This window comes from Sphingobium sufflavum, assembly GCF_021403115.1.
Taxonomy (GTDB): domain Bacteria; phylum Pseudomonadota; class Alphaproteobacteria; order Sphingomonadales; family Sphingomonadaceae; genus Sphingobium; species Sphingobium sufflavum.
This window is the reverse complement of the sequence record NZ_JAJSSH010000001.1, coordinates 196,412-219,719: the sequence shown is the minus strand read 5'-3', so window position 1 is coordinate 219,719 and position 23,308 is coordinate 196,412. Positions and strand designations below refer to the sequence as shown.

At 67.6% G+C, this 23,308-nt stretch carries 17 protein-coding genes; 10 read left to right on the top strand and 7 right to left on the bottom strand.

Going from position 1 to position 23,308, the window contains the following annotated elements:
* The first annotated feature begins 105 nt into the window (after positions 1-105).
* From LWE61_RS01145 to LWE61_RS01135, 3 genes are read left to right on the top strand one after another with little or no spacing between them, the layout of a single operon-like run.
* Positions 106-2,373 (top strand): NADP-dependent malic enzyme, encoded by a 2,268-nt coding sequence (locus LWE61_RS01145; protein ID WP_234148018.1) that lies wholly within the window; start codon positions 106-108, stop codon positions 2,371-2,373.
* A 12-nt stretch (positions 2,374-2,385) separates the two neighbouring features.
* The gene (locus LWE61_RS01140) at positions 2,386-2,652 is read left to right on the top strand and encodes a hypothetical protein (RefSeq protein WP_234148017.1); all 267 of its coding nucleotides are present in this window, start codon (positions 2,386-2,388) and stop codon (positions 2,650-2,652) included.
* Between the two features lie 10 nt (positions 2,653-2,662).
* Positions 2,663-3,082: a secondary thiamine-phosphate synthase enzyme YjbQ gene (locus LWE61_RS01135; protein WP_234148016.1), complete on the top strand. Its 420-nt coding sequence runs from the start codon at positions 2,663-2,665 to the stop codon at positions 3,080-3,082.
* Positions 3,083-3,104: 22 nt separating this feature from the next.
* Here LWE61_RS01135 and LWE61_RS01130 read toward each other — a convergent pair whose 3' ends face one another.
* A complete protein-coding gene (locus LWE61_RS01130) occupies positions 3,105-5,336 on the bottom strand; it encodes a TonB-dependent receptor (protein WP_234148013.1) in 2,232 nt (743 codons plus the stop codon).
* A gap of 370 nt (positions 5,337-5,706) precedes the next feature.
* Between LWE61_RS01130 and LWE61_RS01125 the strand changes: the two genes are divergently transcribed.
* Together LWE61_RS01125 and LWE61_RS01120 are read left to right on the top strand one after the other, a co-directional pair.
* On the top strand, positions 5,707-7,884 hold the full coding sequence (locus LWE61_RS01125) for a sensor histidine kinase (RefSeq protein ID WP_234148010.1): 2,178 nt from the start codon (positions 5,707-5,709) through the stop codon (positions 7,882-7,884).
* On the top strand, positions 7,881-8,621 hold the full coding sequence (locus LWE61_RS01120; RefSeq protein WP_234148007.1) for a LuxR C-terminal-related transcriptional regulator: 741 nt from the start codon (positions 7,881-7,883) through the stop codon (positions 8,619-8,621). The genes LWE61_RS01125 and LWE61_RS01120 overlap by 4 nt, the downstream gene beginning before the upstream one ends.
* A 582-nt stretch (positions 8,622-9,203) precedes the next feature.
* On the opposite strand, the gene LWE61_RS01115 is transcribed toward LWE61_RS01120, so the two are convergent.
* The 3 genes from LWE61_RS01115 to LWE61_RS01105 are packed head-to-tail and all read right to left on the bottom strand — an operon-like array spanning position 9,204 to position 13,417.
* On the bottom strand, positions 9,204-10,730 hold the full coding sequence (locus tag LWE61_RS01115) for a DHA2 family efflux MFS transporter permease subunit (RefSeq protein ID WP_234148005.1): 1,527 nt from the start codon (positions 10,728-10,730) through the stop codon (positions 9,204-9,206).
* A gap of 34 nt (positions 10,731-10,764) precedes the next feature.
* Positions 10,765-11,913 carry an efflux RND transporter periplasmic adaptor subunit gene (locus LWE61_RS01110; protein ID WP_234148002.1) on the bottom strand — a complete coding sequence of 383 codons (1,149 nt, stop codon included), beginning with the start codon at positions 11,911-11,913 and terminating at the stop codon, positions 10,765-10,767.
* Positions 11,906-13,417 (bottom strand): efflux transporter outer membrane subunit, encoded by a 1,512-nt coding sequence (locus LWE61_RS01105; protein WP_234148001.1) that lies wholly within the window; start codon positions 13,415-13,417, stop codon positions 11,906-11,908. Before LWE61_RS01105 ends, LWE61_RS01110 begins: the two co-directional genes overlap by 8 nt.
* A gap of 88 nt (positions 13,418-13,505) precedes the next feature.
* Between LWE61_RS01105 and LWE61_RS01100 the strand changes: the two genes are divergently transcribed.
* Positions 13,506-14,174, top strand: coding sequence for a TetR/AcrR family transcriptional regulator (locus tag LWE61_RS01100; protein WP_234147999.1), 669 nt, complete (start codon positions 13,506-13,508; stop codon positions 14,172-14,174).
* Between the two features lie 316 nt (positions 14,175-14,490).
* Here the strand turns inward: LWE61_RS01100 and LWE61_RS01095 are convergent, their stop codons facing one another.
* The gene (locus tag LWE61_RS01095; RefSeq protein WP_234147997.1) at positions 14,491-14,988 is read right to left on the bottom strand and encodes an outer membrane protein assembly factor BamE; all 498 of its coding nucleotides are present in this window, start codon (positions 14,986-14,988) and stop codon (positions 14,491-14,493) included.
* A gap of 178 nt (positions 14,989-15,166) precedes the next feature.
* Here LWE61_RS01095 and LWE61_RS01090 point away from each other — a divergent pair, with 178 nt between their 5' ends.
* From LWE61_RS01090 to LWE61_RS01075, 4 genes are all read left to right on the top strand, one after another.
* A complete protein-coding gene (locus LWE61_RS01090) occupies positions 15,167-15,709 on the top strand; it encodes a ubiquinol-cytochrome C chaperone family protein (RefSeq protein ID WP_234147996.1) in 543 nt (180 codons plus the stop codon).
* On the top strand, positions 15,706-16,230 hold the full coding sequence (locus tag LWE61_RS01085; protein WP_234147995.1) for a YceD family protein: 525 nt from the start codon (positions 15,706-15,708) through the stop codon (positions 16,228-16,230). The genes LWE61_RS01090 and LWE61_RS01085 overlap by 4 nt, the downstream gene beginning before the upstream one ends.
* 290 nt (positions 16,231-16,520) lie before the next feature.
* Positions 16,521-17,618, top strand: a complete 1,098-nt coding sequence (gene dinB / locus LWE61_RS01080; protein ID WP_234147993.1) for a DNA polymerase IV — start codon at positions 16,521-16,523, stop codon at positions 17,616-17,618.
* Between the two features lie 408 nt (positions 17,619-18,026).
* Positions 18,027-20,516: a TonB-dependent receptor gene (locus LWE61_RS01075; protein WP_234147985.1), complete on the top strand. Its 2,490-nt coding sequence runs from the start codon at positions 18,027-18,029 to the stop codon at positions 20,514-20,516.
* Between the two features lie 158 nt (positions 20,517-20,674).
* Here LWE61_RS01075 and LWE61_RS01070 read toward each other — a convergent pair whose 3' ends face one another.
* Positions 20,675-21,319, bottom strand: a complete 645-nt coding sequence (locus LWE61_RS01070) for a glutathione S-transferase (protein ID WP_234148584.1) — start codon at positions 21,317-21,319, stop codon at positions 20,675-20,677.
* Between the two features lie 356 nt (positions 21,320-21,675).
* Positions 21,676-23,247, bottom strand: a complete 1,572-nt coding sequence (guaA, locus tag LWE61_RS01065; RefSeq protein WP_234147982.1) for a glutamine-hydrolyzing GMP synthase — start codon at positions 23,245-23,247, stop codon at positions 21,676-21,678.
* Positions 23,248-23,308: the final 61 nt, after the last annotated feature.

Below are 23,308 nucleotides of genomic sequence, written 5' to 3'. Positions count from 1 at the left end.
CCGCCGGGAATCGGAAAGATGCCATTAGGGTTTGAACTGTGGGGTCGTGGAAACTAGGGCTGGTGCGCGCCCTTTCGTCTCCCTTCCGACCAAGGCTTCATTCCCATGGACGATACGCTCCGCCGCGCGGCACTCGATTATCATCGCCATCCCCATCCCGGCAAACTGCGGATCGAGCCGACCAAGCGGATGCTCAACCAGCGCGATCTGGCGCTGGCCTATTCCCCCGGCGTCGCGGCCCCGTGCGAGGAAATCGCGGCGGACCCGCAGAAAGCCTATGATTATACCGCGCGGGGCAACCTCGTCGCGGTCATCTCCAACGGCACGGCGGTCCTCGGACTCGGCGCGATCGGGGCGCTGGCGTCCAAGCCGGTGATGGAGGGCAAGGCCGTCCTGTTCAAGAAATTCGCGGACATCGACGTCTTCGACCTGGAACTGGACACCACCGACAGCGAGGCGTTCATCAACGCGGTGGCTCTCATGGAGCCGACCTTCGGCGGCATCAACCTGGAGGATATCAAGGCCCCGGAATGTTTCGCCATCGAGGCGGCGCTGAAGGAGCGGATGAACATTCCCGTCTTCCATGACGATCAGCATGGCACCGCCATCGTCGTCGCGGCGGCGGTGCGCAACGCGCTGGTGTTGCAGGGCAAGACGCTGGCGGAGGCCCGTCTGGTCACGTCGGGCGCGGGTGCGGCGGCGCTGGCCTGCGTCGACCTGCTCGTCTCCATGGGCCTGCCGGTCGAGCATGTGACGCTGACCGACAAGGATGGCGTGGTGCACACGGGGCGCGAGGGCATGGGGCCGAACATGGCCCGCTACGCCCGCGACACCAACGCGCGCACCCTGCCCGAAGTTCTGCCCGGCGCGCATGTCTTCCTCGGCCTCTCCGCGCCCGGCGTGCTGAAGCCGGAATGGCTGCCGCTGCTGGCGGACAAGCCGCTGATCTTCGCGCTCGCCAACCCGGAGCCGGAGATATTGCCGGAGGTGGCGCGCGCCGCCCGCCCGGACGCCATCGTGGCGACGGGCCGGTCCGACTATCCCAACCAGGTCAATAATGTCCTGTGCTTCCCCTATATCTTCCGCGGCGCCCTGGACGTCGGCGCGACGACCATCAACGAGGCGATGAAGGTCGCGGCGGCGGAAGCCATCGCCAGCCTCGCCCGCCTGCCCGCGCATGAGAGCGTCGCGTCGGCCTATGGCGGGCGCAAGCTGGTGTTCGGCCCCGAATATATCATCCCCACCCCGTTCGACCCCCGCCTGATCGCGGAGATCGCGCCCGCCGTGGCCAAGGCCGCGATGGACAGCGGCGTGGCCCGGCGCGACCTCGACATCGCGGATTACAAGCGGTCGCTGGCGCAGCAGAACACCCGCTCCACCCAGTTGCTGATGCCGGTGTTCGAGGCGGCGCGGGGCACGCAGCAGCGCATCGCCTATGGCGAGGGCGAGGATGCCCGTGTACTGCGCGCCATTCAAGACGCGCTGGACGACGGCATCGTGCGCCCCACCATCGTCGCACGGCGGCGGGTGCTGGCCAATCGCCTGCCCGACCTCGGCCTGCGGTTCGAACTGGACCGGGATGTCGAGGTGATCGACCCGGAGACGGACCATGAGGCGATGGCCCCGCTGGTCGAGGCCTATCGCGCCGTCGCCTCCCGCAAGGGCGTGCCGCCTGCCGAGATCATCCGCCATGTCTATCGCCGCCCGACCGTGACAGCCGCGATGCTGCTGCGCACCGGCCGGGTCGATGCCGCGCTGGTCGGCGGCAATTCGGAATATTGGGGGCAGGTGGAGCATGTCCTGCGCGTCATCGACCGCGCGCCGGGCAGCAGCCGCGTCTATGCCCTGTCGGGCCTGATCCTGGACGCGGGCGCGCTGTTCATCACGGACACCCATATGGTGCCCGACCCCACGCCGGACCAGATTGCGGAGATGACCATCCTGGCCGCCGCCGAAATCCGGCAGTTCGGGCTGGAACCGCGCATCGCCCTCCTCTCCCATAGCAATTTCGGCGCATCGCACAGCCCCAGCGCGCGCAAGATGCGGACCGCCCTCGCCATCGTGCGGGAGAAGGCGCCGGAGCTGCTGGTGGACGGCGAAATGCATGCCGACGCCGCCCTGTCGCAGCCGCTGCGCGAACGGCTGGTGCCGGATTCGCGGTTCGAGGGACCGGCCAATCTGCTGGTCATGCCCAATCTGGACGCGGCCAACATCACGCTGACCGCCCTGTCCGCTTCCTCCAGCTCACCCACGGTCGGGCCGATGCTGGTGGGCCTGTCCCAGCCGATCCACGTCCTGACGCCCGGCGTCACGTCGCGCGGGGTGCTGAACCTCACCGCCATCGCGGCGGCCGAGGTGATGCAGCGTCGCTGAAGGATAGACGAGATGGACCTTGAGGGACTTTTCCTGCGCTATTTCGGGGCGGACACGCTGGAAGGCGTGGACGCGGATGCGCTGGCGGCGGGCAAGGAACAGCTCGCCATCGACTTTGCGGTGGAGCAGGAACCGAGCCGCCGCTTTGCCCTGTGGGTGTTGATGGAGGGGCTGGGCATCGCGCCCCTGCCCGACGATGCGTTCGAGGAACCGGCGCTGCGCGTCGCCGCCAACGCCTATCTCGACATGGCGTGGAAGGTGGAGCAACGCGAGGAATGAAGTGGCAGGCGTGAAACAGGCGACCGGCCTGATCGACGTCGCGACCAGCGGCCAGGGTCTGGTCGAGATCACGCATCAGGTCGCGGACTGGGTGGCCGGACATGGCATGGGCGAGGGACTGCTGACGCTCTTCTGCCGCCACACCTCCGCCTCTCTGCTGGTGCAGGAAAATGCCGCGCCGGAGGTCCGGGACGATCTGGCCGCCTTCTTCGCCCGCATCGTGCCGGAAGGGCGCGGCCTCTATGCCCATGATGACGAGGGGCCGGACGACATGCCCGCGCATATCCGCGCCGCGCTGACCCAGACCCAGCTTTCCATCCCCCTGCTCGGCGGGCGGATGACGCTGGGGACGTGGCAGGGCCTCTATTTGTTCGAGCATCGGCGCGCGCGGCACCGCCGGTCGATCGCAGTCCACCTGATCGGGGAATGACGGTCCGAAACAGCGGCCGGTTTCAGCGCCCGTAGCTGATGCTGAACCCGATCCAGCGGGGGCGGGCGAAGCTGCTCTGCACGAAACCGAAATTCTGGGAAAAGTCGATGTCGAACAGGCGATAGCGCCGGTCGGTGACATTGTTCACGAACAGCGCAAAGCCCAGCGGGCTGGCGCTCCCCTGCCACGCCAGCCGGACATCGCCGACCAGATGGGCCGGGACATGGTCCACCGCCGCATTGAAGGGGGTGAGATACTGACCGCTCTCATGCCGCCAGCCGGTCGCCAGCGAAGCCGTGCCGCCCGGCACCCGCCAGTCGTAGCGGGCGTGGGCGGTGCCGCTGAACCGGGGCGCGTTGGGCATCTGCCGGTCCAGGATAGCGCCCGACGGCAGGATGACGTTGCGCACCTTGCTCCACAACCACGCCGCCGACCCGCCGACGCTCAGGCCGTCCAGCGGGCGCACCTCCCCCTCCACTTCCACGCCGTCGATGCGCGCGTCCTTGTTGCGGACGCTGAGGACGAAGCCATCCGCGTTTTCGAACGCCTGATAGCGGTCATAGTCATAATGGAAGGCGGCAAGGGCCAGGGTGGCCCGCCCCTGCCAGAACGACGCCTTCGCCCCCGCCGACCAGCTTGTCAGTCGTTCCGGTTCGAAACCGATGGCGGCCGGATCCTGCGGCAGGATGGCGGGCGCGCTGAAGCCGCCGCTCTTGGTGCCGCGATCGACGCCTGCGTAGAGCAGGACGCCGGGGACCGGACGATAATCGAGCTGGAACTTGCCGGACCAGTCGGTGAAATCACGGTGGGCCAGCGCGGGGACTGTCACGGGATCGATAAGCAGATCGCGGATGCCGTTGAGGCTGTGGCTGAAATGATATGTCTTGGTGTCATGTGTAAACCGCGCCCCCGCGATCAGGGTGAGGCGCGGGGTCAGGTCCACTTCCGCCTGGCCAAAGACGGCGGCGGATCGGATGGTCTGGCGGCCGCCATAATCGGCGAGCAGCCCCGCGCTGTTGGCCGCGTCGATGACATAATGATTGTCGCTGGCGATGTGCAGGCCGTTGACCCCCGCCAGCCAGCGCACCCCGCGCCCCTCCCCCGACAGCCGCACTTCGCCGAACCACTGGTCCAGCCGCTGTTGGTTCGCGGCGGTCAGCAGGGTGACGGGGGACATGTCCGAATCCTCGGCATAATCCTTTGCCAGATGCTGATAGTCGAGCAGGACGGTCAGCCTCACCGCGCCCAGCGTGGCGTCATAGCGGCCCATGATCTCGCCCAGCGTCCGGTCGAACAGGATCGGGTCGTTGAAGGCGACGGTGAACGGGTCGTCGTCCGGCTCGCGATAGCCCAGCGCGTCGCACCCGGCGCAGGTGCCGAACGCATCCTGCGACGCGCCCAGATAGCGGCCCAGCCCCAACGCATCGGGCGCGGCGGCGCGATGGCTGTAATAGCCCGCCGACGTCTCCCGGTCGTTGCGCAGGCCCTGCACCTTGATGCTCAGCAGGTCGCCGTCGCCCACGTCCGCCGCCAGTTGCAGCCGCCCGGCATAGAAGCGGCTGTTGCCCACGTCCGGTCCGGCGCTGTTGTCGATGAAGCCGTCATGCCGGTTCAGGCTCCACGACAGCCGGGCGCGCAGCCGGTCGGTCAGGGGACCGCCGAGCGCGCCCTCGCTGGCCACCTGACCATAGCTGCCGAAGGTCAGGGACGCCTGCGCCACAGGCCGGTCGGTGGGGCGGGCGGTCACATAATGGATCAGGCCGCCGGTGGCGTTGCGCCCGAAGAGCGTGCCCTGCGGCCCGCGCAGCACCTCCACCCGCTCCAGGTCGAAGGCGCGGCCCGCGATGGCCCCGGCGACGCTGACATAGACCTCGTCCTCATAGAAGGCGATGGGGCCTTCCTGCGCATCCGAATAGTCGTTCTGCGACACGCCGCGAATGTTGAAGATCGTGATGGAGGGGCTGAAGCTCTGCACCCGCACGCCGGGAAGCTGCCGGGCCAGCGCGGTTTCATCCTGCCCGGTGACGAGCGAAAGGCCGCCGCGATCCAGCACCGCCATGGGGATGCCGACATCGGCCGCACGTTGGGGGCGCTTCTGCGCCGTCACCACAATCTCCGCCGACGCGGCACCAGGCGATGCGGCGCTGGGCGATGCGGGCGCAGTCGATGCGGCGGCATCCGCCCCCTGCGCCAGCACGGAGGCGGGCCACAGGAGAAGCACAGTCGCCAGCGGCCCCTGCCATAGAGTCGTCATCACCGGCCCAAATCCCCCTGCCCCACAGCCTTCTTTCCGTAGCCAAAGGCAACGCAAATGCAAGAATGGCGACTGGGGCCTACGGCAATAACGGTGGGCCATGGCAGTCGTCCGCCCTGCCCCCTCAGTCCCGCCGATGCGGGATGGAGCCGGATGGAGCCAAGGGATATTATCCCGCATCAGGGAGGATATTGGCCGGGACATGCGATATTTCAGTCCATCATTACAGCGTATTAGCATTTCTGTCCCGGTACGGACCCGCGATAGAAAAAGGAGGGTTTCGCCTCTGCGCCCATTGACGCTATTCCTGCGCTGGATGACCATAGCCGCCCTTTCACTCTTGAGGCGTTCGCCCGCATGGCGGTTGACCATGGCGCTGGCCATGGGCCTGTTGGTCGCCTTCCTGCTGATCGGCATCGCGCGGGAGCAGCCGCGATTTGACCTCGACTTTGCGGCGGCGGGCGAAAGCGTGACGGTGACCGGCGCGCCGGTGACATCGTCGACGCGGGTGGCCTCCGTGCGGGCGCTGGCGATCACCGATGGCGCGGGCGCCACCATCGCGCTGACCCCCCGCGCACTGACCGAGGAACCCAATTTCCTGCCCGATTTCCCCGCGATAGAGGCGTTCATGGCGGAGCAGGACGGCATCGCCCGCATCCTGCGCTCCGACCCGCGCATCGTCGTGCAGGGCAGCGACGGGGGACGCCGCACCGTCGCGCTCCAGCCGGTGGCGGAGGCCAGCCTGCCCTTTCCCTTCTGGTATCAACTGTTCGTCGGCCTCGCCATCTACGCCATTTCGGTCTGGCTGTGGGCGATCGCGCCGGGCAATCGCACCCATCTCTATTTCGCGCTGTCGGGCGTCGGCATGCTGATGTCGGCGGGAACGGCGGCGATCTACAGCAGCCGGGAACTGGCGATCGGCGCGCCGCTGTTCCGCATCCTGGGCATTTTCAACGAGGTCGGGGCATCGCTGTTCGGCATTGCGATGATAAACCTGTTTCTGGTCTATCCGCGCCGGATCGCGGGGCGGCGCCTTGCCATGGCGCTAACCCTGCTGCTGGGCGCTTGGACCGCGCTGGCGGCGGCGCGGGCGGTGCCCAATCCCGATTTCGGCAATAATGGCACCACCCTGGTCGAAATGGCGATCATCCTGATGGCGGTCGTGCGGCAATATGTCGCGACGCGGGGCGACCCGGTGGGGCGGTCGGCGCTGCGCTGGCTGGGCATCGGCACGGTGATCGGCGCGGGGGCCTTTCTGGGCACAGCCACGCTGCCGCTGTTGTTCGACATGCCCGCCCTGGTCGACCAGAGCATGGCGTTCGGATTTTTCCTCCTCATCATCGCGGGCATCGCGATGGGGTTGCGGCGCGACCGGCTGTTCGCGGTGGACGGGCTGTCCTATTCGGTCCTCTATTACAGCGCGATCGCCATCACCTTCTTCCTCATCGACGTGGCGCTGCTCTATGCGCTGGGGTCGCAGCGGCTGGCGGGACTGATGACCGGGCTGGTGCTCTTCCCCCTGCTCTACCTCCCCCTCCGCGACCGGGCCATCGACTGGGTGGCCGGGACGCAAAAGGCCGACCCGCTGCGCATATTGGAGGATGTGACGCGGATGAACTTCGCCCCGGCGGAGCAGGAGCGGGTGGCGCTGTGGCGGCAGGGGCTGGACCATGCCTTTCGCCCGCTGGCCATAGAGGATGGCGGCGGGGGGGCAACGACGGTGCGGCTGGAGGAGGATGGGACGGTGATGGCCATCCCCGCCGTCGCCGGCTCGCCGCCGCTGCGCCTGCGACTGGCGCGGCGCGGGCGCAGTCTGTTCCGGCAGCAGGACGCGGCGCTGGCGCAGCGGATGGTGGCGATGGCCGCCCATGCCGACACGCAGCGCACCGCCTTCGAGCGCGGCGTGGTGGTGGAGCGCGCCCGCGTCGCGCGCGACCTGCACGACGATCTGGCCGCGCGGTTGATGGACGGGCTGGCGCAGGACCGTGTGGAGGGGCTGCGCGCGACGATCCGCAATGCGCTGGTCGAGGTGCGGGCCATCGTCAACGGCCGGGCCAGCGCGCCGATGCCCGTCGCCGACGCGCTGGCGGATGCACGGGCGGAGGCGGCGGAGCGGCTCGAGGTGGCGGGCATCGCGCTGGACTGGACGCCGGTGGCGCCGCCGGGGCTGCTGGCCCCCAATCAGGTGCGGGCGCTGGAATCGAGCATCCGCGAGGCGATCACCAATATCGTGCGCCACAGCGGCGCGACGCAGGTGCGCGTCGAGGTGCGGGAGGACGGCGGCGAGGTGACGCTGGGCATCCATGACAATGGCCGCGCGGCGGCGGATGGCGCGGGGCAGAAGGCCGATACGGGGATCGAGGAGGCCGGGATCGCCAACGCGGCGCGGGACGCGGCGCAGGACGGGGCGGACGGGCCGTTCGTGCCCGGTAATGGGCTGCGCAACGTCCGCTATCGCATCGCCTCGGCGGGAGGACAGGCGGAGGCGCATGCCGGGCCACGGGGCTTCAGCGTCTCGCTGCGCCTGCCGGTGGGGCAAAGCGCATGAGCGGCGGGGCGGAAACCGGGCCGATGGTGTCACCCGTAGAGCTACCGGTGGCGCAACCGATGGTGCTGGTGGTGGACGATGTGCCGGGCGCGCGACTGCTGCTGATCGAGGCGGTGCGGCAGGTGTTGCCCGACGCCAGCGTGCGACAGGCGGACAGCATCGCAGCGGTGCAGCCATGGCTGGACCGGGCCTATACGCTGGCGCTGATCGACCTCAGCCTGCCGGATGGGCGGGGATCGACGATCATCCGCGCGCTGAAGGCCGGAGGGACGGAGATGGTCGCCGCCGTCACCGTGATGGACGATGACGCCAGCATTGAGGAGGCGCTGGCGGCGGGCGCGGACGGCTATCTGCTGAAAGACAGCGAGCCGACGTTGCTGGTCCACCGCATCGAGCGGCTGGTGGCCGGCGAACCGTCGCTCTCACCGACCATCGCGCGGCGCGTTCTGGCGCGCTTTACCGGCGGGACGGGCGCAGGGCTGGCGGGCGCTGGCAGCACCGCGACGGGGACCAGCGGCGGCGGGCTGGCGGTCGATAGCGTGCCGGACATTCTCTCCCACCGGGAACGGGAGGTGCTGTCACTGGTGGCACGGGGCCTGCGCGCGTCGGAGGTGGGCGGCGTGCTCCAGATCAGCCACCATACGGTGCGCGATCATCTAAAATCCATCTACCGCAAGCTGAATGTATCCTCCCGCGCGGAGGCGGCGCTGGAGGCGCAGCGGCGCAACCTGACCTAGGCGTGATGGCGTCAGATTGACCCACCTTGCCCTTGCGGGCGCAGCGAAGCACTTCACTGCTACGCGCAAGGATTGGTTGAGCGTCGCCCGCCTGCCGCTCGCTGCGCTTGCCATGACGATTCCAGAAAAAGTCATCATCCTCTGGCGTCGATCGCCATTCGGAAGATGGCGGTTTCCCATCCCGTTACGGCGAGGCGCGGCGACGCACTCCAGCCAGTTGCACGCCATCACGGGGGACGGTCGACTGGCCTCACGCCGTTGGCGAAGCACAGGGCATCCCTGCCCGGCAAATGCGGAAACAAGGGACAAAGGGCTCAAGGGGCGATTCGCACGGATACCGCCGTTCCCACCCCCCTTCCAAACCGCCCGATTCGTCGAATTTCGAACCATTTTGGCACTGGAATCGAAGCCTATCCCCCACCGGGGGGATGCCGGTGGGGACGAGGATGTCTTAAACAATCCTTGCGACCCGAGGGTTCTGTGACAAGACCCTTTCTTTATCGGCGGTTCCTCACAAGGGAGCCGCCGACTTTTTATCGGGCGCCCCCATCGGACACGCGCCCAACCTGTGCTATCCCCGCCTCAGTGCGCGGCCGACAGGTCCGCCTGCCCCTTGGGACGCGGCGACAGCCAGATCACCCCCGCCGCGATGAACAGGACGATGGCGGTCAGCAGGAAGCTATGGTCGATGGCCAGCGCGATCGCCTCCTGATCGACGAGGGAGGAGATCATCTGGCGACCCTGCTCCATGGGTACGCCAGCATGGGCCAGCGACGCCTGCACATCGTCCGGCTGGAGCTTCGCGACGATCTCCGTCCGGGCGACGCGCTGGGAATCGCCCCAGATGGTCAGGATGACGGAGGTGGACACCGCCACCGCCATGGTCCGCAGGAAGTTTTGCAGGCCCGCGGCGGACGCCGTCTCCTGCGGCTCCACAGCGGTCAGGGTGATCGACGTCAGCGGGATCATGAAGAAGGCCATGGCGAACCCCTGCAATATCTGCGGCGTCGCCAGCGTCCAGAAGTCCGCCCCGCTGGTCCAGCCCATGCGCAGCAACGACATGCAGCCCAGCCAGGCGGTGGCGCACGACACCATGATCCGCGCATCGACCCGGCCCAGCATCCGCGCCGCAATCTGCGAGGTCAGCAGCGCGGTCATCGCGGTGAAGGCGGTGACGATGCCCGCATCGGTCGCGGGATAGCCCATCGACGTTTGCAGCCATTGCGGGATCAGCACGATGCTGGCGAAATAGGCGCCGAAGCACAGGGCCAGCGCGATCACGCCAAAGGAGAATCCCCGATGGCGGAACACGCGCAGGTCGACGATCGGATGCTCCTCCGTCAGTTCCCAAATGATGAAGGCGCAGAAGCCGACAGCGGCGCAGACGGTCAGCAGCACGATGGTCGGGTCCGCGAACCAATCATGGTCGCGGCCGATGTCCAGCATGATCTGGAGGCAACCGATCCAGAAGATGAGGAGCGCGAGGCCGATCTTGTCGATGGGCAGCTTGCGCGTCTCCGTCTCCACCGGGCGCAACAGGGCAAAGGCCGCGAAGGTGCACAGCGCGCAGATCGGCAGGTTGATGAAGAAGATCCAGTGCCAGCTCCAGTTGTCGGAGATATAGCCGCCCAGGATCGGGCCGACCGCCGGGCCGAGCAGGGTCGTCATCGCCCACAGGCCCATCGCCTTGCCCCGCGATTCGGGCGGGAAGATGCGCAACATCAGCGTCTGCGACATGGGCATCAGCGGCCCACCGCACACACCCTGCCCGATGCGGCAGGCGACCAGCATGCCCAGCGTCGGCGACAGGCCGCACAGCAGCGAAAAGATGCCGAAGCCCATCATCGCAAAGATGAAGGTGTTGACCGTCCCGAACCGCTGCGCCAGCCAGCCGGTCAGCGGCACGCAGATCGCCTCCGCCACCGCATAGCTGGTGATGACCCACGTCCCCTGGTCGGGCGAGATGCCGAGGTTGCCCGCGATATGCGGCACCGACACATTGGCGATGGTGAGGTCGAGCACGACCATGAAGTTGCTGAGCGCCAGCACCAGCCCCGCCCACAGGCGGCGGTTGGCCGGGATCAGCTTATACACATCGACTTCGGCCATGATGGCTGTTCCTTTGGCGCGCGATCAGGGTCGATCAGTCGGCCAGATCAATCTCGACTTCGGTGGACAGGCCGATGCGCAGCGGATGCTCGGCCAGTTCCTTGGGATCGAGCGCAATGCGGATGGGCAGGCGCTGCACCACCTTGATCCAGTTGCCCGTCGCATTCTGCGCGGGGATCAGCGCCATGGAAGAACCGGTCCCGCCGGAGAAGCCCGCGACCCGGCCATGATAGACCACGCCGCTGCCATAGATGTCCGCCGTGACGGTGGCGGGCATGCCGACCTTCACACGGGCCAGTTGCCGTTCCTTGAAATTGGCGTCCACATACACCTGCGTCAGCGGCACGATGGACATGATCGGGCTGCCCTGCGTCACGCGCTGGCCGACCTGCACCGCCCGCTTGGTGATGACGCCGTCGATGGGCGCACGGATGACGGTGCGGTCCAGTTCCAGCCGGGCGGCGTCCAGCTTGGCCTGCGCGGCCAGCACGCCGGGGTCGCTGTCCTCCGTCGATCCGCGCACCAGCGCGTCATTGGCGGCCAGTTCGCCCAGCGCCGCGCCGCGCGTGGATTGCGCCATGGCGACGGCGGCCTGCGCCTGCGCCAGGCTGGCGCGGGCAGCGGCGGCGGCGTTGCGCGACGAGGTCAGCTCCTCGCCCGACACGGCCCCGCTGCCCGCCAGCGATTCGCGGCGGCCAAGGTCGATCCGGGCCTTCTCATTATCCGCCTGCGCGGCGGTGAGGCGGGCGCGGGCCTGCGCGATGTCGGCGGCGCGCGCCTGCACCTGCGACGACAGGGCCGTGCCGGTCGCCTGCGTCTGGCGAAAGCGGCGGCGCGCCTCGGCCAGATCGGCCTCCGCCTGCGCCACGGAAATGCGGGCGTTGGACGGATCGAGCCGGGCGAGGATGTCGCCCTTCTTCACCGTGGCGGTGTCGCTGACCCGCACTTCGGTCACCTGCGCGGAGATCAGCGGCGTGACCTGCGCCACCTCCGCATTCACATAGGCGTTGTCGGTGCCGACATGGTTGCGGCCGAACAGCAGATACCAGGCGCCCCACAGCAGGCCGACGACCGCGACGCCGATGGCGAGGCGGATCAGCCAAGTCTTGCGGGTCGCGGCGCGCTGCCGGTTGTCGGCCGCCGCGTCCTGCGCGATTTCGATGGGAGAGGCGGCGTCAGCCATGGGGAGCGTCCTTGGTCGTATGCGCCGCGACGGTGAACCCGCCGCCCAGAGCGCGAATGAGAGCGATGTCGAGCGCAAAGGCCCGTGCATGGAGGTCGGCGACGGACTGGCGGGCGGACAGCAGCCTGTCCTCCACATTCAGCACGTCGAGATAGGTGGACAGGCCGCCGCCATAGCGTTTCTGAGCGATGCCATAGGCCTCCTCCGAGGAGGTGAGCGCGGCGCGCGCGTCGACCAGTCGGCGGTCGAGCGCCCGGCGGCTGGTGACGGCGTCGGCCACCTCCCGATAGGCGGCCAGGACGGTCTTGTCATAGCTGGCCACCGCCTCGTCATAGGTGGCGCGGGCGCCGCGATACTGGCCCTGTATCGCCCCACCGTGGAAGATCGGCAGGCTGATCGCCGGACCGGCGTTGCCATAGAGCGACCCCGGCTTGAACAGGCTGTCGATGAACGGCGATGCGCCGCCCTCCGCCCCCGCCCCGGTGAACAGGGAGGTGTAGCCCAGCGACTGGAAGCCGACGAGCGCGCTGAGCCGCACGGCGGGGAAGAAGTCGGCGCGGGCGACCTTGATCCGACTCGCCGCGGCCTCCGTCCGTTCGCGCGCGGCGGCGATGTCCGGGCGGCGGCCGATCAGGTCGGTGGTCACATCGTCGGGCAGGCCAAGCTGCACCAGCGCGCGCGCCTGCGGCCGCACGATCGACAGGCCGCGATCCGGCCCCGCGCCGATCAGCGCCGCGATCTGGTTACGGCGCAGCGCGATCTGCTCGTCCGCCGCCGTGACGCTGGCGCGCGCCGAGGAAGCGGTGGCGTCCGCCTGCCGCTGGCTGCCCCGCGTTTCCAGGCCATTGGCCTGCCGGTCGGTAATCAGCTTTTGCGAGGCGAGGCGCAGGTCCAGCGCGCGCTGCGCAATCTCCCGCGCGTCATGGAGGCGGGCGAGGTCGGCATAGGCGTCCGCGATGGCGGTGGTCAGCACCAGCCGCGCCTGCTGCGCGTCGATCTGCGCCGCACGCTGTTCCGACGTCGCGGCGGCAAGCGCGGCGCGATTTTTGCCCCACAGGTCGAGGTCGAAGCCCAGATCGAGCGCCGCCCGCCCCGTGCCCAGCCAGCCATGCGGCACAAACGCCTCCGGGAAGCCGTTGTTATAGCTTTGCTTGGTGACGCCCGCCGCCGCCTCTGCATCCAGCGACGGCAGCAACGGCGCACCCGCCTGCTGCGCCATGCCCGATGCGGCGCGCAGGCGCGCGGCGGCGATGGCGACGTCCGGGCTGTTGCTCAGCCCCTCCTCGATCAGCGCGGTCAATTGCGGGTCGCCATAGCCGGTCCACCAGCCGTCGCCGGGCCATGCCGCCGTTGGAGTGGCGGGCAGGCTCCGGCCCGACTCGACGCTGGCCGGCGCGCGCGGCACCGGCCGCGTCCCCAGATCGGGGATCGGCGCGCATCCGACGAGCGCCAGCGCCAGCGCGGACGCGCCAAGAGGGAGGAGAGGGGAACGACTCAGTGCCATGATAAAACCGTACCATATAGTATGGATTTTGCCTCTGCGCCCCGGACCGCCCCTTGTCAATATAAAAAGCGTACTCTATGGTACGGTTATGAACATGGAGAGAAACCCTGCCAGCGGATGCGTCACCAGCCGCCGGGAAATCCGCCGACAGGACCGGCGCGACGCCATATTGACGGTCGCGGCCCGCTCCTTCCTTGAACAGGGCTATGCGGGCACGACCATGTCCGGCATCGCCGCCACGCTGGGCGGTTCGAAGGGAACGCTCTGGAACTATTTTGGGTCCAAGGAGGAATTGTTCGCCGCCGTCATCGACCATGTCACGATCGAATATCGCGCGGGCCTGTCGGAGATATTGGCCGAACCCTGCGACGACCTGCGCCTGACGCTCAAGCGGTTCTGCACGGGGATTATGGACAAGGTGACGACGCCGGACGCCATTTCCCTGCACCGGCTGGTGGTGGCGGAGGCCGGACGTTTCCCGGAAATGGGCCGGATCTTCTACGACCGGGCGCCGCTCCAGACCTATGTCCTGCTCGCAGAATTCCTGGAGGGCGTGATGGCGCGCGGCCTGATCCGCGCGGAGGAACCGATGCAGGCGGCCCGACTGCTGGTCACGCTCTGCGTGTCGGGATACCAGCAAAAGATGCTGATGGGCCTGATCGAGACGGCGACCACGCCCATGATCGCGGCGGAAGTGGAGCGCGCGACGGACCTGTTCATGCGCGCCTATGCGCTGGAGGACGGGACGCCGTCCTGACGCCGAGCGCGTGATGACTTTTCCTGGGATCGCCCTTGCGAATGCATCGAGACGAAGGCGGGTGAATTTAACGCCATCACATTCTGGCTGTGGCCTGCCCGTTGCGGCGGGTTGGGGAGGGACGCCATTCCCTCCGCCCTGCCGAGGGCGATCGACATATCTTCAGCGCCACAATCGCGATGACGCTCCGCAGGGACACGGGCGCGTTCGTCAGGATGGCGGAAACATCTGCCCTGCCCGCACCCCGGAACGGGAGCGAAGGATTCAGGCGGATAGACCGTCAGGCTTGCAGGGGGCGAACCCCCGCACCCCGATATTACTGGCCGCTGGCGCCACCGCCGCCTGCACCACCCGCACCGCCGCCGCCGCCCATCGCGCCGACCGCACCGATATTGCCGAAGATTTCCTGGAGGAAGCCACGCTTGCGGCCCGCCGTGGGGGTCGATGCGCCCTCGATGCCGACCTTGGCGACCTGCTCCATGCCGATATGGTCCACGGCGGACACGTTACCGGCGGGGTCGAAGCGGACGCGCAGAACCGTCTGGCTGATCGGCTTGGGCGAGGAGAAGGCCAGAGCGCGCATCTCGCGCGACACATAATACCATTCCTCCGGCCCGAACTGCGATGCAAAGCTGGGCCGGCCCAGCGCACCCTCGACCGACGCCTTGTTGTCGACGCCCGCCGCGATGCTGTCCACCAGCAGCTTGTCGACCTGATAGCCCTGATGTGTGCGGACGCGCGTGCAGCCGCCCAGCCCCGCCAGCAAGGCCGCGGCACCGGCTACCAGTATCAGCCGCGTGGCTATGGGGTGCATGAACGTCTCCACCAGAGAAGGTTATAATCAAAATGGCGCGCCCCGTGCAGGCGCATGACATGCGCCATTGCATTGGTCGGGCGCGCGATCAATATGGCAGTTGCGCCGTGCCGACAAGGCCGGTTGCCGCCCAAGGCCCGTTTTGGCCGGGCGATGGTGAACCCCGGATGAGCATATCATGGCCTTTTTGAAATCCCTGTTCGGGCGATCCGCGCCCCGGAACGACCTTCATGCGCTGTACGCCGCGATCATTGCGGAGGGTCGCCAGCCGCACTGGTATCGCGACGGCCGCGTGCCCGACACGCTGGACGGGCGATTCGACATGATCGCGGCGGTCCTCTCCCTCGTCCTGCTCCGCATGGAAACGCTGGAGGCGTCGGACGAGACGGCGCACCTGGCCGAAGTGTTCGTGGACGACATGGAGGGGCAGTTGCGCCAGATGGGCGTGGGCGACGTCGTGGTCGGCAAGCATGTCGGCCGGATGATGAGCGCGCTGGGCGGACGGCTGGGCGCCTATCGCAGCGCGCTGGCGGGCGAGGGCAGCCTGGACGAGGCGCTGGAGCGCAACCTCTATCGCGGCTCCGCACCGGATGCCGGCGCGGTCGCCCATACGGCGGCGGCGGTCCGCTCGCTGGCCGCGCAGCTCGACGCGCGCGACATCGCGACGCTGCGCGCGGGCGACATCGGGGGCACGGGCGACATCGGCAGCAGCGCGCCATGACCGACGCACCGGAATTCTCCCGCCCGATCCGCATCGACCAGATCGGCAGCGACGCGCGGCCCCAGTCCATCGCGGCGGACGAGGGGGAGCGGCTCGCCCTCTCCCGCCGGTTCCGGCTGCGCGCCATTCCCCGACTGGAGGCCGACTATCGTCTGGTGCCGGACAATGGCGGCTGGCTGGCCACGGGCACGCTCCGCGCCGCCGCGATTCAGGCCTGCGCCGCGACCAGCCGGGACGTGCCGGAGGAGATCGACGCCGCCTTCACCATCCGCTTCGTGCGGGAGGCGGACATTTCGGAGGAGGAGATCGAACTGTCGGAGGAGGATTGCGACATCATGCCCCTCGACAATGACCGCATCGACATGGGCGAAGCGGTGGCCCAGACCCTCGCCCTCAACCTCGACCCCTATCCGCGCAGCCCCGACGCCGACACGGTGCTGCGCCAGATGGGCGTGAAGCAGGAAGGCGAATCGGGCGCGCTGTCCGGGCTGAAGGATTTGCTGTCCGGCGGGAAAGGCTGAATCGCCGGAGGCATGGCCGGGGCCGTGGACGAGATTGCAGACATTGCCTTCCGTTCGCCCTGAGCCTGTCGAAGGGCCGCACGGCTGTATTGAAAGGGCCGGGCCGGAATAAGAAAGCCCCTTCGATACGCGCTGGGCGACCGGATTGTCCGCGTCACCCCTGACCGGCCGCACCACCCAAAACCGGGTCGGTCGAACTGCACCGCTTTCCCGCCGTTCTCCACACCTTATCTCTCTAGCCCCCACTTGTTCCCCTTCCGTTCGCGCACCGCCCATGGCATAAGGCCGTCATGGAGCCGGACTCACCGCCCCTTCGCAAGATCATCCATATCGACATGGATGCCTTCTACGCCTCCGTTGAACAGCGGGACGACCCGGCCCTGCGCGGCCTGCCCGTTGCGGTCGGGGGTGGCGGGCCACGCGGCGTGGTGGCGGCGGCCAGCTATGAGGCGCGGACGTTCGGCGTGCGCTCCGCCATGCCGGGCGGGCGGGCGCGGCGGCTGTGCCCGGACCTGATCTTCGTGCGTCCCCGCTTCGACGCCTATCGCGCGGTGTCGGAGCAGATTCGCGCCATCTTCCACCGCTTCACCGACATCATCCAGCCACTGTCGCTGGACGAGGCCTATCTGGACGTGACCCGCAACAAGCCGGGCATCGCCTCCGCCACCTATGTCGCCGCCGAAATCCGGCGGATGATCGCGGAGGAGACGGGGCTGACCGCCTCCGCCGGCATTTCCTACAACAAGCTGCTGGCCAAGCTCGCCTCCGACCAGAACAAGCCCAACGGCCAGTGCGTGGTCAGGCCGGAGGAGGGCGCGACCTTCATCGCCGCGCTGCCCGTGGCGCGCATCCATGGCGTCGGCCCGGTGACGGCCCGGCGCATGGCCGAATTGGGGATAGAGACGGGCGCAGACCTGCACGCCCGTGACCTCCCCTTCCTGCAACGCCATTTCGGCAAGGCCGCCCATTTCTACCACGCCGCCGCGCGCGGGATCGACGACCGGCCGGTGCGCGACCGGGAAGCGCGCAAATCGGTGAGCGTGGAGGATACGTTCGAGACGGACATCAGCGACGCGGACGCGCTCCTCGCCCAGTTGGGGCAGATCGCCGACCGGCTGTGGCCGCGCATTGAAAAGGCCCATGCCGTGGGCCGCACGGTCACGCTCAAGATCAAGCTGGGCGATTTCCGCACCCTCACCCGCTCGCGCACCCTGCCCCATGCGGTGCGCGACCGGGCGGAGATACAGGAGACCGGTTTCGCCCTGCTGCGCGCGCAACTGCCGCTGCCCATGGGCGCGCGGCTGCTGGGGCTGGGGCTGCACAATCTGGCGGAGGACAGCGACACCGTCGCACCGCCCCGCGCGCACCAGTTCGAACTGGCCATCTGATTCGACTGGGGGCAACCGGCGCGCGCCCGGCCCCGCCTTTCCGCCGCCCTCCTCCTGTTCCTCCTGTTCCCCTGTCCCTTCCCTCACCCTCAAACGGCCCGGCACCCCAGCGGCCCGACGACAGACGCCCCGAACCTCTTCTGCACCCTAATGCCACCTCAAACAGTGCCATTTATGGCGGAAAACCGTGCCATTTTGGCCACGGTAGAACTGAGAATGGCTCGGTTAAAAGCGTGTTCCGGGGTTTCAGTCATGCTTCTGGACGATCTGCAATGGTCTCCCGGCCCTTACGTGGTAAGAGCGCGGCCCTGAAAATCAAAAGATTTCAGTAAGAACAGAACGCACTGATCCACTGGCCTGTCGGTGGAAGGGAGAGGAGGTTTCACATCACATCACGGGGAGGAATGTATGTTCCTTAAGCTTCACACGAAATCCGTCCTGTCGGGCGCCAGCCTGATCGCCGTCGCGCTTGCCGCCACGCCGTCCGCCGCCCTGGCCCAGGATGATGCCGGCGAAATCGTCGTCACCGCACGCCGCGTCGAGGAACGCCTCCAGGACGTTCCGATTTCGATCACCGTCTTCAACCAGCAGCAGCTGACCAACCGCAACGTCGTGAGCGCAGGCGACATCGCCACCTACACGCCGTCGCTGTCGTCGAACGGCCGCTGGGGTTCGGAAAGCACCAGCTTCGCCATCCGCGGCTTCGTGCAGGAAGGCCCGACCTCGCCCTCCGTCGGCACCTATTTCGCCGAAGTCGTCGCCCCGCGCGCCAATGGCGGCACCACCGCCGGTAACGGCGCCGGCATCGGCAGCTTCTTCGACCTCGCCAATGTGCAGGTTCTGAAGGGTCCGCAGGGCACGCTGTTCGGCCGCAACACCACCGGCGGCGCGGTCCTGCTGACCCCGCAGAAGCCGACGAGCCGCCTTGAGGGCTATATTGAAGGCTCCTACGGCAATTATGACATGCAGCGCGTGCAGGGCGTGGTGAACATCCCCGTTCTCGACACGCTGCGCATCCGCCTGGGTGTCGACCGCCAGACCCGCAAGGGCTATCTGAACAATGTCGGCACCATCGGTCCCAAGGATTTCGGTGACGTCGATTATGTCGCCGCGCGCTTCAGCATCGTGGCCGACCTGACGCCGAACCTCGAAAACTACACGATCCTGTCGTACAGCAATTCCGACACCAACGGCGCCTTCCCCAAGGTGGCGTTGCAGACCGGCGGCGGCCTGTCCAGCTTCCTGGGATCGCAGATCGCAGCGACGCAGGGCGACTATTATGACGTCCTGAACGGCCACGCCAACCCGTTCCAGCGTATCGAGCAATTCTCGTTCATCAATACGACGACGTGGAAGGCCAGCGACACCATCACCATCAAGAACATCGCCAGCTATGCCGAATTCCGGCAGGCCGTGGCGGTGAACAACAATGGCGATGCCATCTATGTCGGCGGCCAGCCGCTGACCGGCGTCAGCCTCGACCCGGAGCCGGGCAAGAACAATGTCTCGCAGTCGACCTTCACCGAGGAGCTTCAGCTTCAGGGCCGTTCGGGCGATGACCGCCTGAACTACCAGCTCGGCGCCTATCTGGAACTGAGCGAGCCGCTGGAAGGCTTCCAGTCGTCGCGTTCGGCGATCTTCCTGCGCTGCGCCAATGTCTTCACCTACCAGTGCAACGACTTCCTCGGCGCATCGACCCCGGCGCCGGCTCCGGCCCCCGCCGGCACCACGCTGGAAGGCCGCGTGGGCCAGATGGCCCTGTCGCGCAGCAAGTACAGCTTCCGCAACCTCGGCCTCTATGCCCAGGGCACGTACAAGCTGACCGACCAGCTCAGCATCACGGGCGGCATCCGCTACACGTCGGACGTGACCCGTGGCGTCAGCGAGTCGCTGCGCGTCCGCTTCCCCTCGGCCAACAATCCGCAGTTCGAATGTTCGCAGCCGGGCAACCTGCTCGACCGTCCGGGCACCTTCTCCTCCGCGCAGATCGTGGCCAACCCGAACCTGTGCCAGTACACCCGCCGCGTCACCTCGGCCAAGCCGACCTGGGTCGTCGGTCTGGACTTCAAGCCTGTCGACGACGTGCTGCTGTACGCGAAATACGCGCGTGGCTATCGTCAGGGCAGCGTGAACGTGTCGCTGTACGGTCTGGAAAGCTGGGGGCCTGAGAAGGTCGACACCTATGAAGTCGGCGCGAAGACCAGCTTCGACGGCTTCGTGAAGGGCAACTTCAACATTGCCGCCTTCTACAACGACTTCAGCAACCAGCAGCTCCAGATTCAGGCGACGGCCTGCAACGCGGGCGACCTGGTCAGCAACCCGGCGCAATGCCCCTTCATCGCCTCGCAGGCGCAGGGCATCGCCAACGCGGGCAAGTCGACCATCAAGGGTATCGAAGTTGATGCGTCGGTTCGCCTGTTCCAGGGGTTCAACGTCGACGTGGGCTATGCCTATCTCGACACCAAGCTGAAGACCGTCTCCCTGCCTGCCGTTCCGCTGGGCTTCACCAGCCTGTCGAGCGCCAAGGTTGGTGGCGTCCTGCCGCTGACGCCGAAGAATAAATATTCGGTCACGGCGACCTACACCCTGCCGCTGTCCAGTGACATCGGCCGGGTCAGCTTCGGGGCCACCTTCACGCATCAGGACAGCATGCTCGGCCAGCCAGGCTCCGCGCCCAGCCTGATCCAGCTGCCGCCGCAGAACAACCTGAACCTGAACGCCAACTGGAATTCGGTGGCCGGTTCGCCGGTGGACATCGGCCTGTTCGCGACCAACGTGACCAAGGAGCGGTTCCACGTCTACACGACGGACGGCATCACCTCCTACGGCTTCGACGCGATGATCCTGAACCAGCCGCAGATGTACGGCGTTCGCCTGAAGTATCGCTTCGGCAACTGATCGGTGGGCGGGAGCAGGGGCCGGTCCACCTGGATCTCTCCTGCTCCCGCTGCCATCGGCTTCCGCATTGTCAGGGCTGGCGCAGGATGCCATCCGCCTGGGAAATGCTCAGGGGTTGAGGAAAAGGGGCGGTCCTGCACAGGCGGGGCCGCCCTTTTTCATGCGTCCGGGGGGATGGGGCCGAACGGAATCGGATCGTCACCCTCGGCCCATGGCGACAGGCGGATCATCGCCCGCCCGAACAGCGGATCGGCAAGATGGCGCGCCAGCCAGCGGTGCACATGGGGCAGCGGCTGCGCGGCGAACCAGTCCGGGTCCACCGCCGCGAACTGCCGCACGAACGGAAAGACCGCCATGTCCGCCAGCGTGCGGGCCGGGCCGCACAGATAGCCGGTGGCGGCCAGCCGCGCGTCCCAGTCCGCCAGCAGCTCCAGCGCCGCACCGCGGTGGACGGCGGGGTCGGAGCCATGGCGGTCGGGATATTTGGTGCGGTCGAGGTGATGCTTGAACGGCCCGTCGTTCCGCGCGACCAGCGCCGCATCGTCCCCCGCCAGCCAGCCTTCGGGATCGCCCCGCCCCAACGCCCAGCGCATGATGTCGAGGCTCTGCTCGATCACCGTCCCGTCGGGCAGGCACAGCACCGGCACCGTCCCCTTGGGCGAGGCGGCCAGCATCGCGGCGGGCTTGGCGCGCAGTTTCACCTCGCGGATTACCACCGCCTGCCCGCTGACCAGCAACGCCAGCCGCGCCCGCATCGCATAGGGGCACCGGCGAAAGCTGTAGAGGATGGGAAGCGGGGACATCGGGAGCGGAGACATGGTCCCTGCCCTATCCGATCGGGGGCAGGGGGCGGAAGGGCGTTTGTGGGGGCGCTGCGGGGCGCTGCGGGGCGCTGCGGGGCGCTTGGCGCGTTCCATACGGACGCCCTCTGTCAAGGGAGGCGAGTCCGTAGCTAGCGACAAAGGACTGCCCCAGAGGGAGACTGCTCCCGTCATCCTCGCGGCGAAAGCAGCCAGGTCTGCGCTAACCTCGTGGCCCCTTGCGGGACCGAATAAACCCCACGTCCGTCCCCCGCACGGCGCAGGCCGCTAACCTCACGCCCCCTTGCGGGGCCGAATAAACCCGGCGACCGTCCCTCCGGACGGTCACCTCACCCGATTTATTCCCACTCGATCGTGCCCGGCGGCTTCGACGTATAGTCATAGACTACCCGATTGATGCCCTTCACCTCATTGATGATACGGGTCGACACGCGGCTCAGGAAGGCCGCGTCATAGGGATAGATGTCCGCCGTCATGCCGTCCGTGGACGTCACCGCGCGCAGGGCCAGCACATTGTCATAGGTGCGCCCGTCGCCCATCACCCCGACCGAGCGAACCGGCAGCAACACCGCAAACGCCTGCCAGATCGCGTCATAGAGGCCCGCGTTGCGGATTTCCTCCAGATAGACCGCGTCCGCCTTGCGCAATATGTCGCACCGCTCCTTGGTCACTTCGCCGGGGATGCGGATGGCGAGGCCGGGACCGGGGAAAGGATGGCGGCCAACGAAAATCTCCGGCAGGCCCAGTTCCCGGCCCAGCGCGCGCACCTCATCCTTGAACAGTTCGCGCAGCGGCTCGACCAGCTTCATGTTCATGCGCTCAGGCAGGCCGCCGACATTATGGTGGCTCTTGATCGTCACAGAGGGGCCGCCGGTGAAGGACACGGACTCGATCACGTCGGGATAGAGCGTACCCTGCGCCAGAAAGTCCGCGCCGCCGATCTTCTGCGCTTCCGCCTCGAACAGGTCGATGAACGCCTTGCCGATGAACTTGCGCTTGGCCTCCGGGTCGGTGACGCCGGCCAGGCCGCCCAGGAACATCTCCTCCGCATCCACATGGACCAGCGGTATCTTGTAATGCTCGCGGAACAGGGTGACGACCTGCTCGGCCTCCGCCTCGCGCATCAGGCCATGATCGACAAAGACGCAGGTGAGCTGGTCCCCGATCGCCTCATGGATCAGCACCGCGGCCACGGCGGAATCGACGCCGCCGGACAGGCCGCAGATCACCTTTCCGCTGCCCACCTGCTTGCGGATCTCGTCGATCTTGGTCTGGCGGAATTCCGCCATCGTCCAGTCGCCGGACAGGCCGCAGACATGGCGCACGAAATTGGCGATCAGCTTGCCACCGTCGGGCGTGTGGACGACTTCCGGGTGGAACTGCGTGCCATAATAGCGGCGCTCGTCATCCGCGATCACCGCAAAGGGCGCCCCGTCCGACGTCGCCACGATGCGGAAACCGGGCGCGAACTGCGTCACCTTGTCGCCATGGCTCATCCACACCTGATGCCGCTCGCCGGTCTGCCACAGGCCGTCGAACAGCACACAGGGTTCGGAGACGGTCAGGAAGGCCCGGCCGAACTCGCCGCCCTCGCCCGTCTCATGGCCGGGGCGCACTTCGCCACCGAGCTGGTGGGACATGACCTGCTGGCCATAGCAGATGCCAAGGATGGGCAGGCCGGAGTCGAACAGGATCTGCGGCGCGCGGGGCGACCCCTCGTCGCACACGCTGGCGGGCGAGCCGGAGAGGATGATGCCCTTTGGCTTGATGCGGTGGAAGGCTTCCTCCGCCGTGGTGAAGGGGGCGATCTCGCTATAGACGCCGGCCTCGCGCACGCGGCGGGCGATCAATTGCGTTACCTGGCTGCCGAAATCGACAATGAGGATGGAGTCGGTCTGGGGACTTGTCATGGGCGGCGGATAATCCGTGGGGGCGCGGCTGTCCAGACGGCGCGACAGAGGCGGGGTGCGC

What these genes read in the sequence shown, in the direction of transcription:
- LWE61_RS01145 (WP_234148018.1), top strand. Translation starts at nt 106, where the DNA reads ATGGACGATACGCTCCGCCGCGCGGCACTCGATTATCATCGCCATCCC.
- LWE61_RS01140 (WP_234148017.1), top strand. Translation starts at nt 2,386, where the DNA reads ATGGACCTTGAGGGACTTTTCCTGCGCTATTTCGGGGCGGACACGCTG.
- LWE61_RS01130 (WP_234148013.1), bottom strand. Translation starts at nt 5,336, where the DNA reads ATGACGACTCTATGGCAGGGGCCGCTGGCGACTGTGCTTCTCCTGTGG.
- LWE61_RS01125 (WP_234148010.1), top strand. Translation starts at nt 5,707, where the DNA reads ATGGCGCTGGCCATGGGCCTGTTGGTCGCCTTCCTGCTGATCGGCATC.
- LWE61_RS01120 (WP_234148007.1), top strand. Translation starts at nt 7,881, where the DNA reads ATGAGCGGCGGGGCGGAAACCGGGCCGATGGTGTCACCCGTAGAGCTA.
- LWE61_RS01115 (WP_234148005.1), bottom strand. Translation starts at nt 10,730, where the DNA reads ATGGCCGAAGTCGATGTGTATAAGCTGATCCCGGCCAACCGCCGCCTG.
- LWE61_RS01110 (WP_234148002.1), bottom strand. Translation starts at nt 11,913, where the DNA reads ATGGCTGACGCCGCCTCTCCCATCGAAATCGCGCAGGACGCGGCGGCC.
- LWE61_RS01105 (WP_234148001.1), bottom strand. Translation starts at nt 13,417, where the DNA reads ATGGCACTGAGTCGTTCCCCTCTCCTCCCTCTTGGCGCGTCCGCGCTG.
- LWE61_RS01100 (WP_234147999.1), top strand. Translation starts at nt 13,506, where the DNA reads ATGAACATGGAGAGAAACCCTGCCAGCGGATGCGTCACCAGCCGCCGG.
- LWE61_RS01095 (WP_234147997.1), bottom strand. Translation starts at nt 14,988, where the DNA reads ATGCACCCCATAGCCACGCGGCTGATACTGGTAGCCGGTGCCGCGGCC.
- LWE61_RS01090 (WP_234147996.1), top strand. Translation starts at nt 15,167, where the DNA reads ATGGCCTTTTTGAAATCCCTGTTCGGGCGATCCGCGCCCCGGAACGAC.
- LWE61_RS01085 (WP_234147995.1), top strand. Translation starts at nt 15,706, where the DNA reads ATGACCGACGCACCGGAATTCTCCCGCCCGATCCGCATCGACCAGATC.
- dinB (WP_234147993.1), top strand. Translation starts at nt 16,521, where the DNA reads ATGGAGCCGGACTCACCGCCCCTTCGCAAGATCATCCATATCGACATG.
- LWE61_RS01075 (WP_234147985.1), top strand. Translation starts at nt 18,027, where the DNA reads ATGTTCCTTAAGCTTCACACGAAATCCGTCCTGTCGGGCGCCAGCCTG.
- LWE61_RS01070 (WP_234148584.1), bottom strand. Translation starts at nt 21,319, where the DNA reads ATGTCCCCGCTTCCCATCCTCTACAGCTTTCGCCGGTGCCCCTATGCG.
- guaA (WP_234147982.1), bottom strand. Translation starts at nt 23,247, where the DNA reads ATGACAAGTCCCCAGACCGACTCCATCCTCATTGTCGATTTCGGCAGC.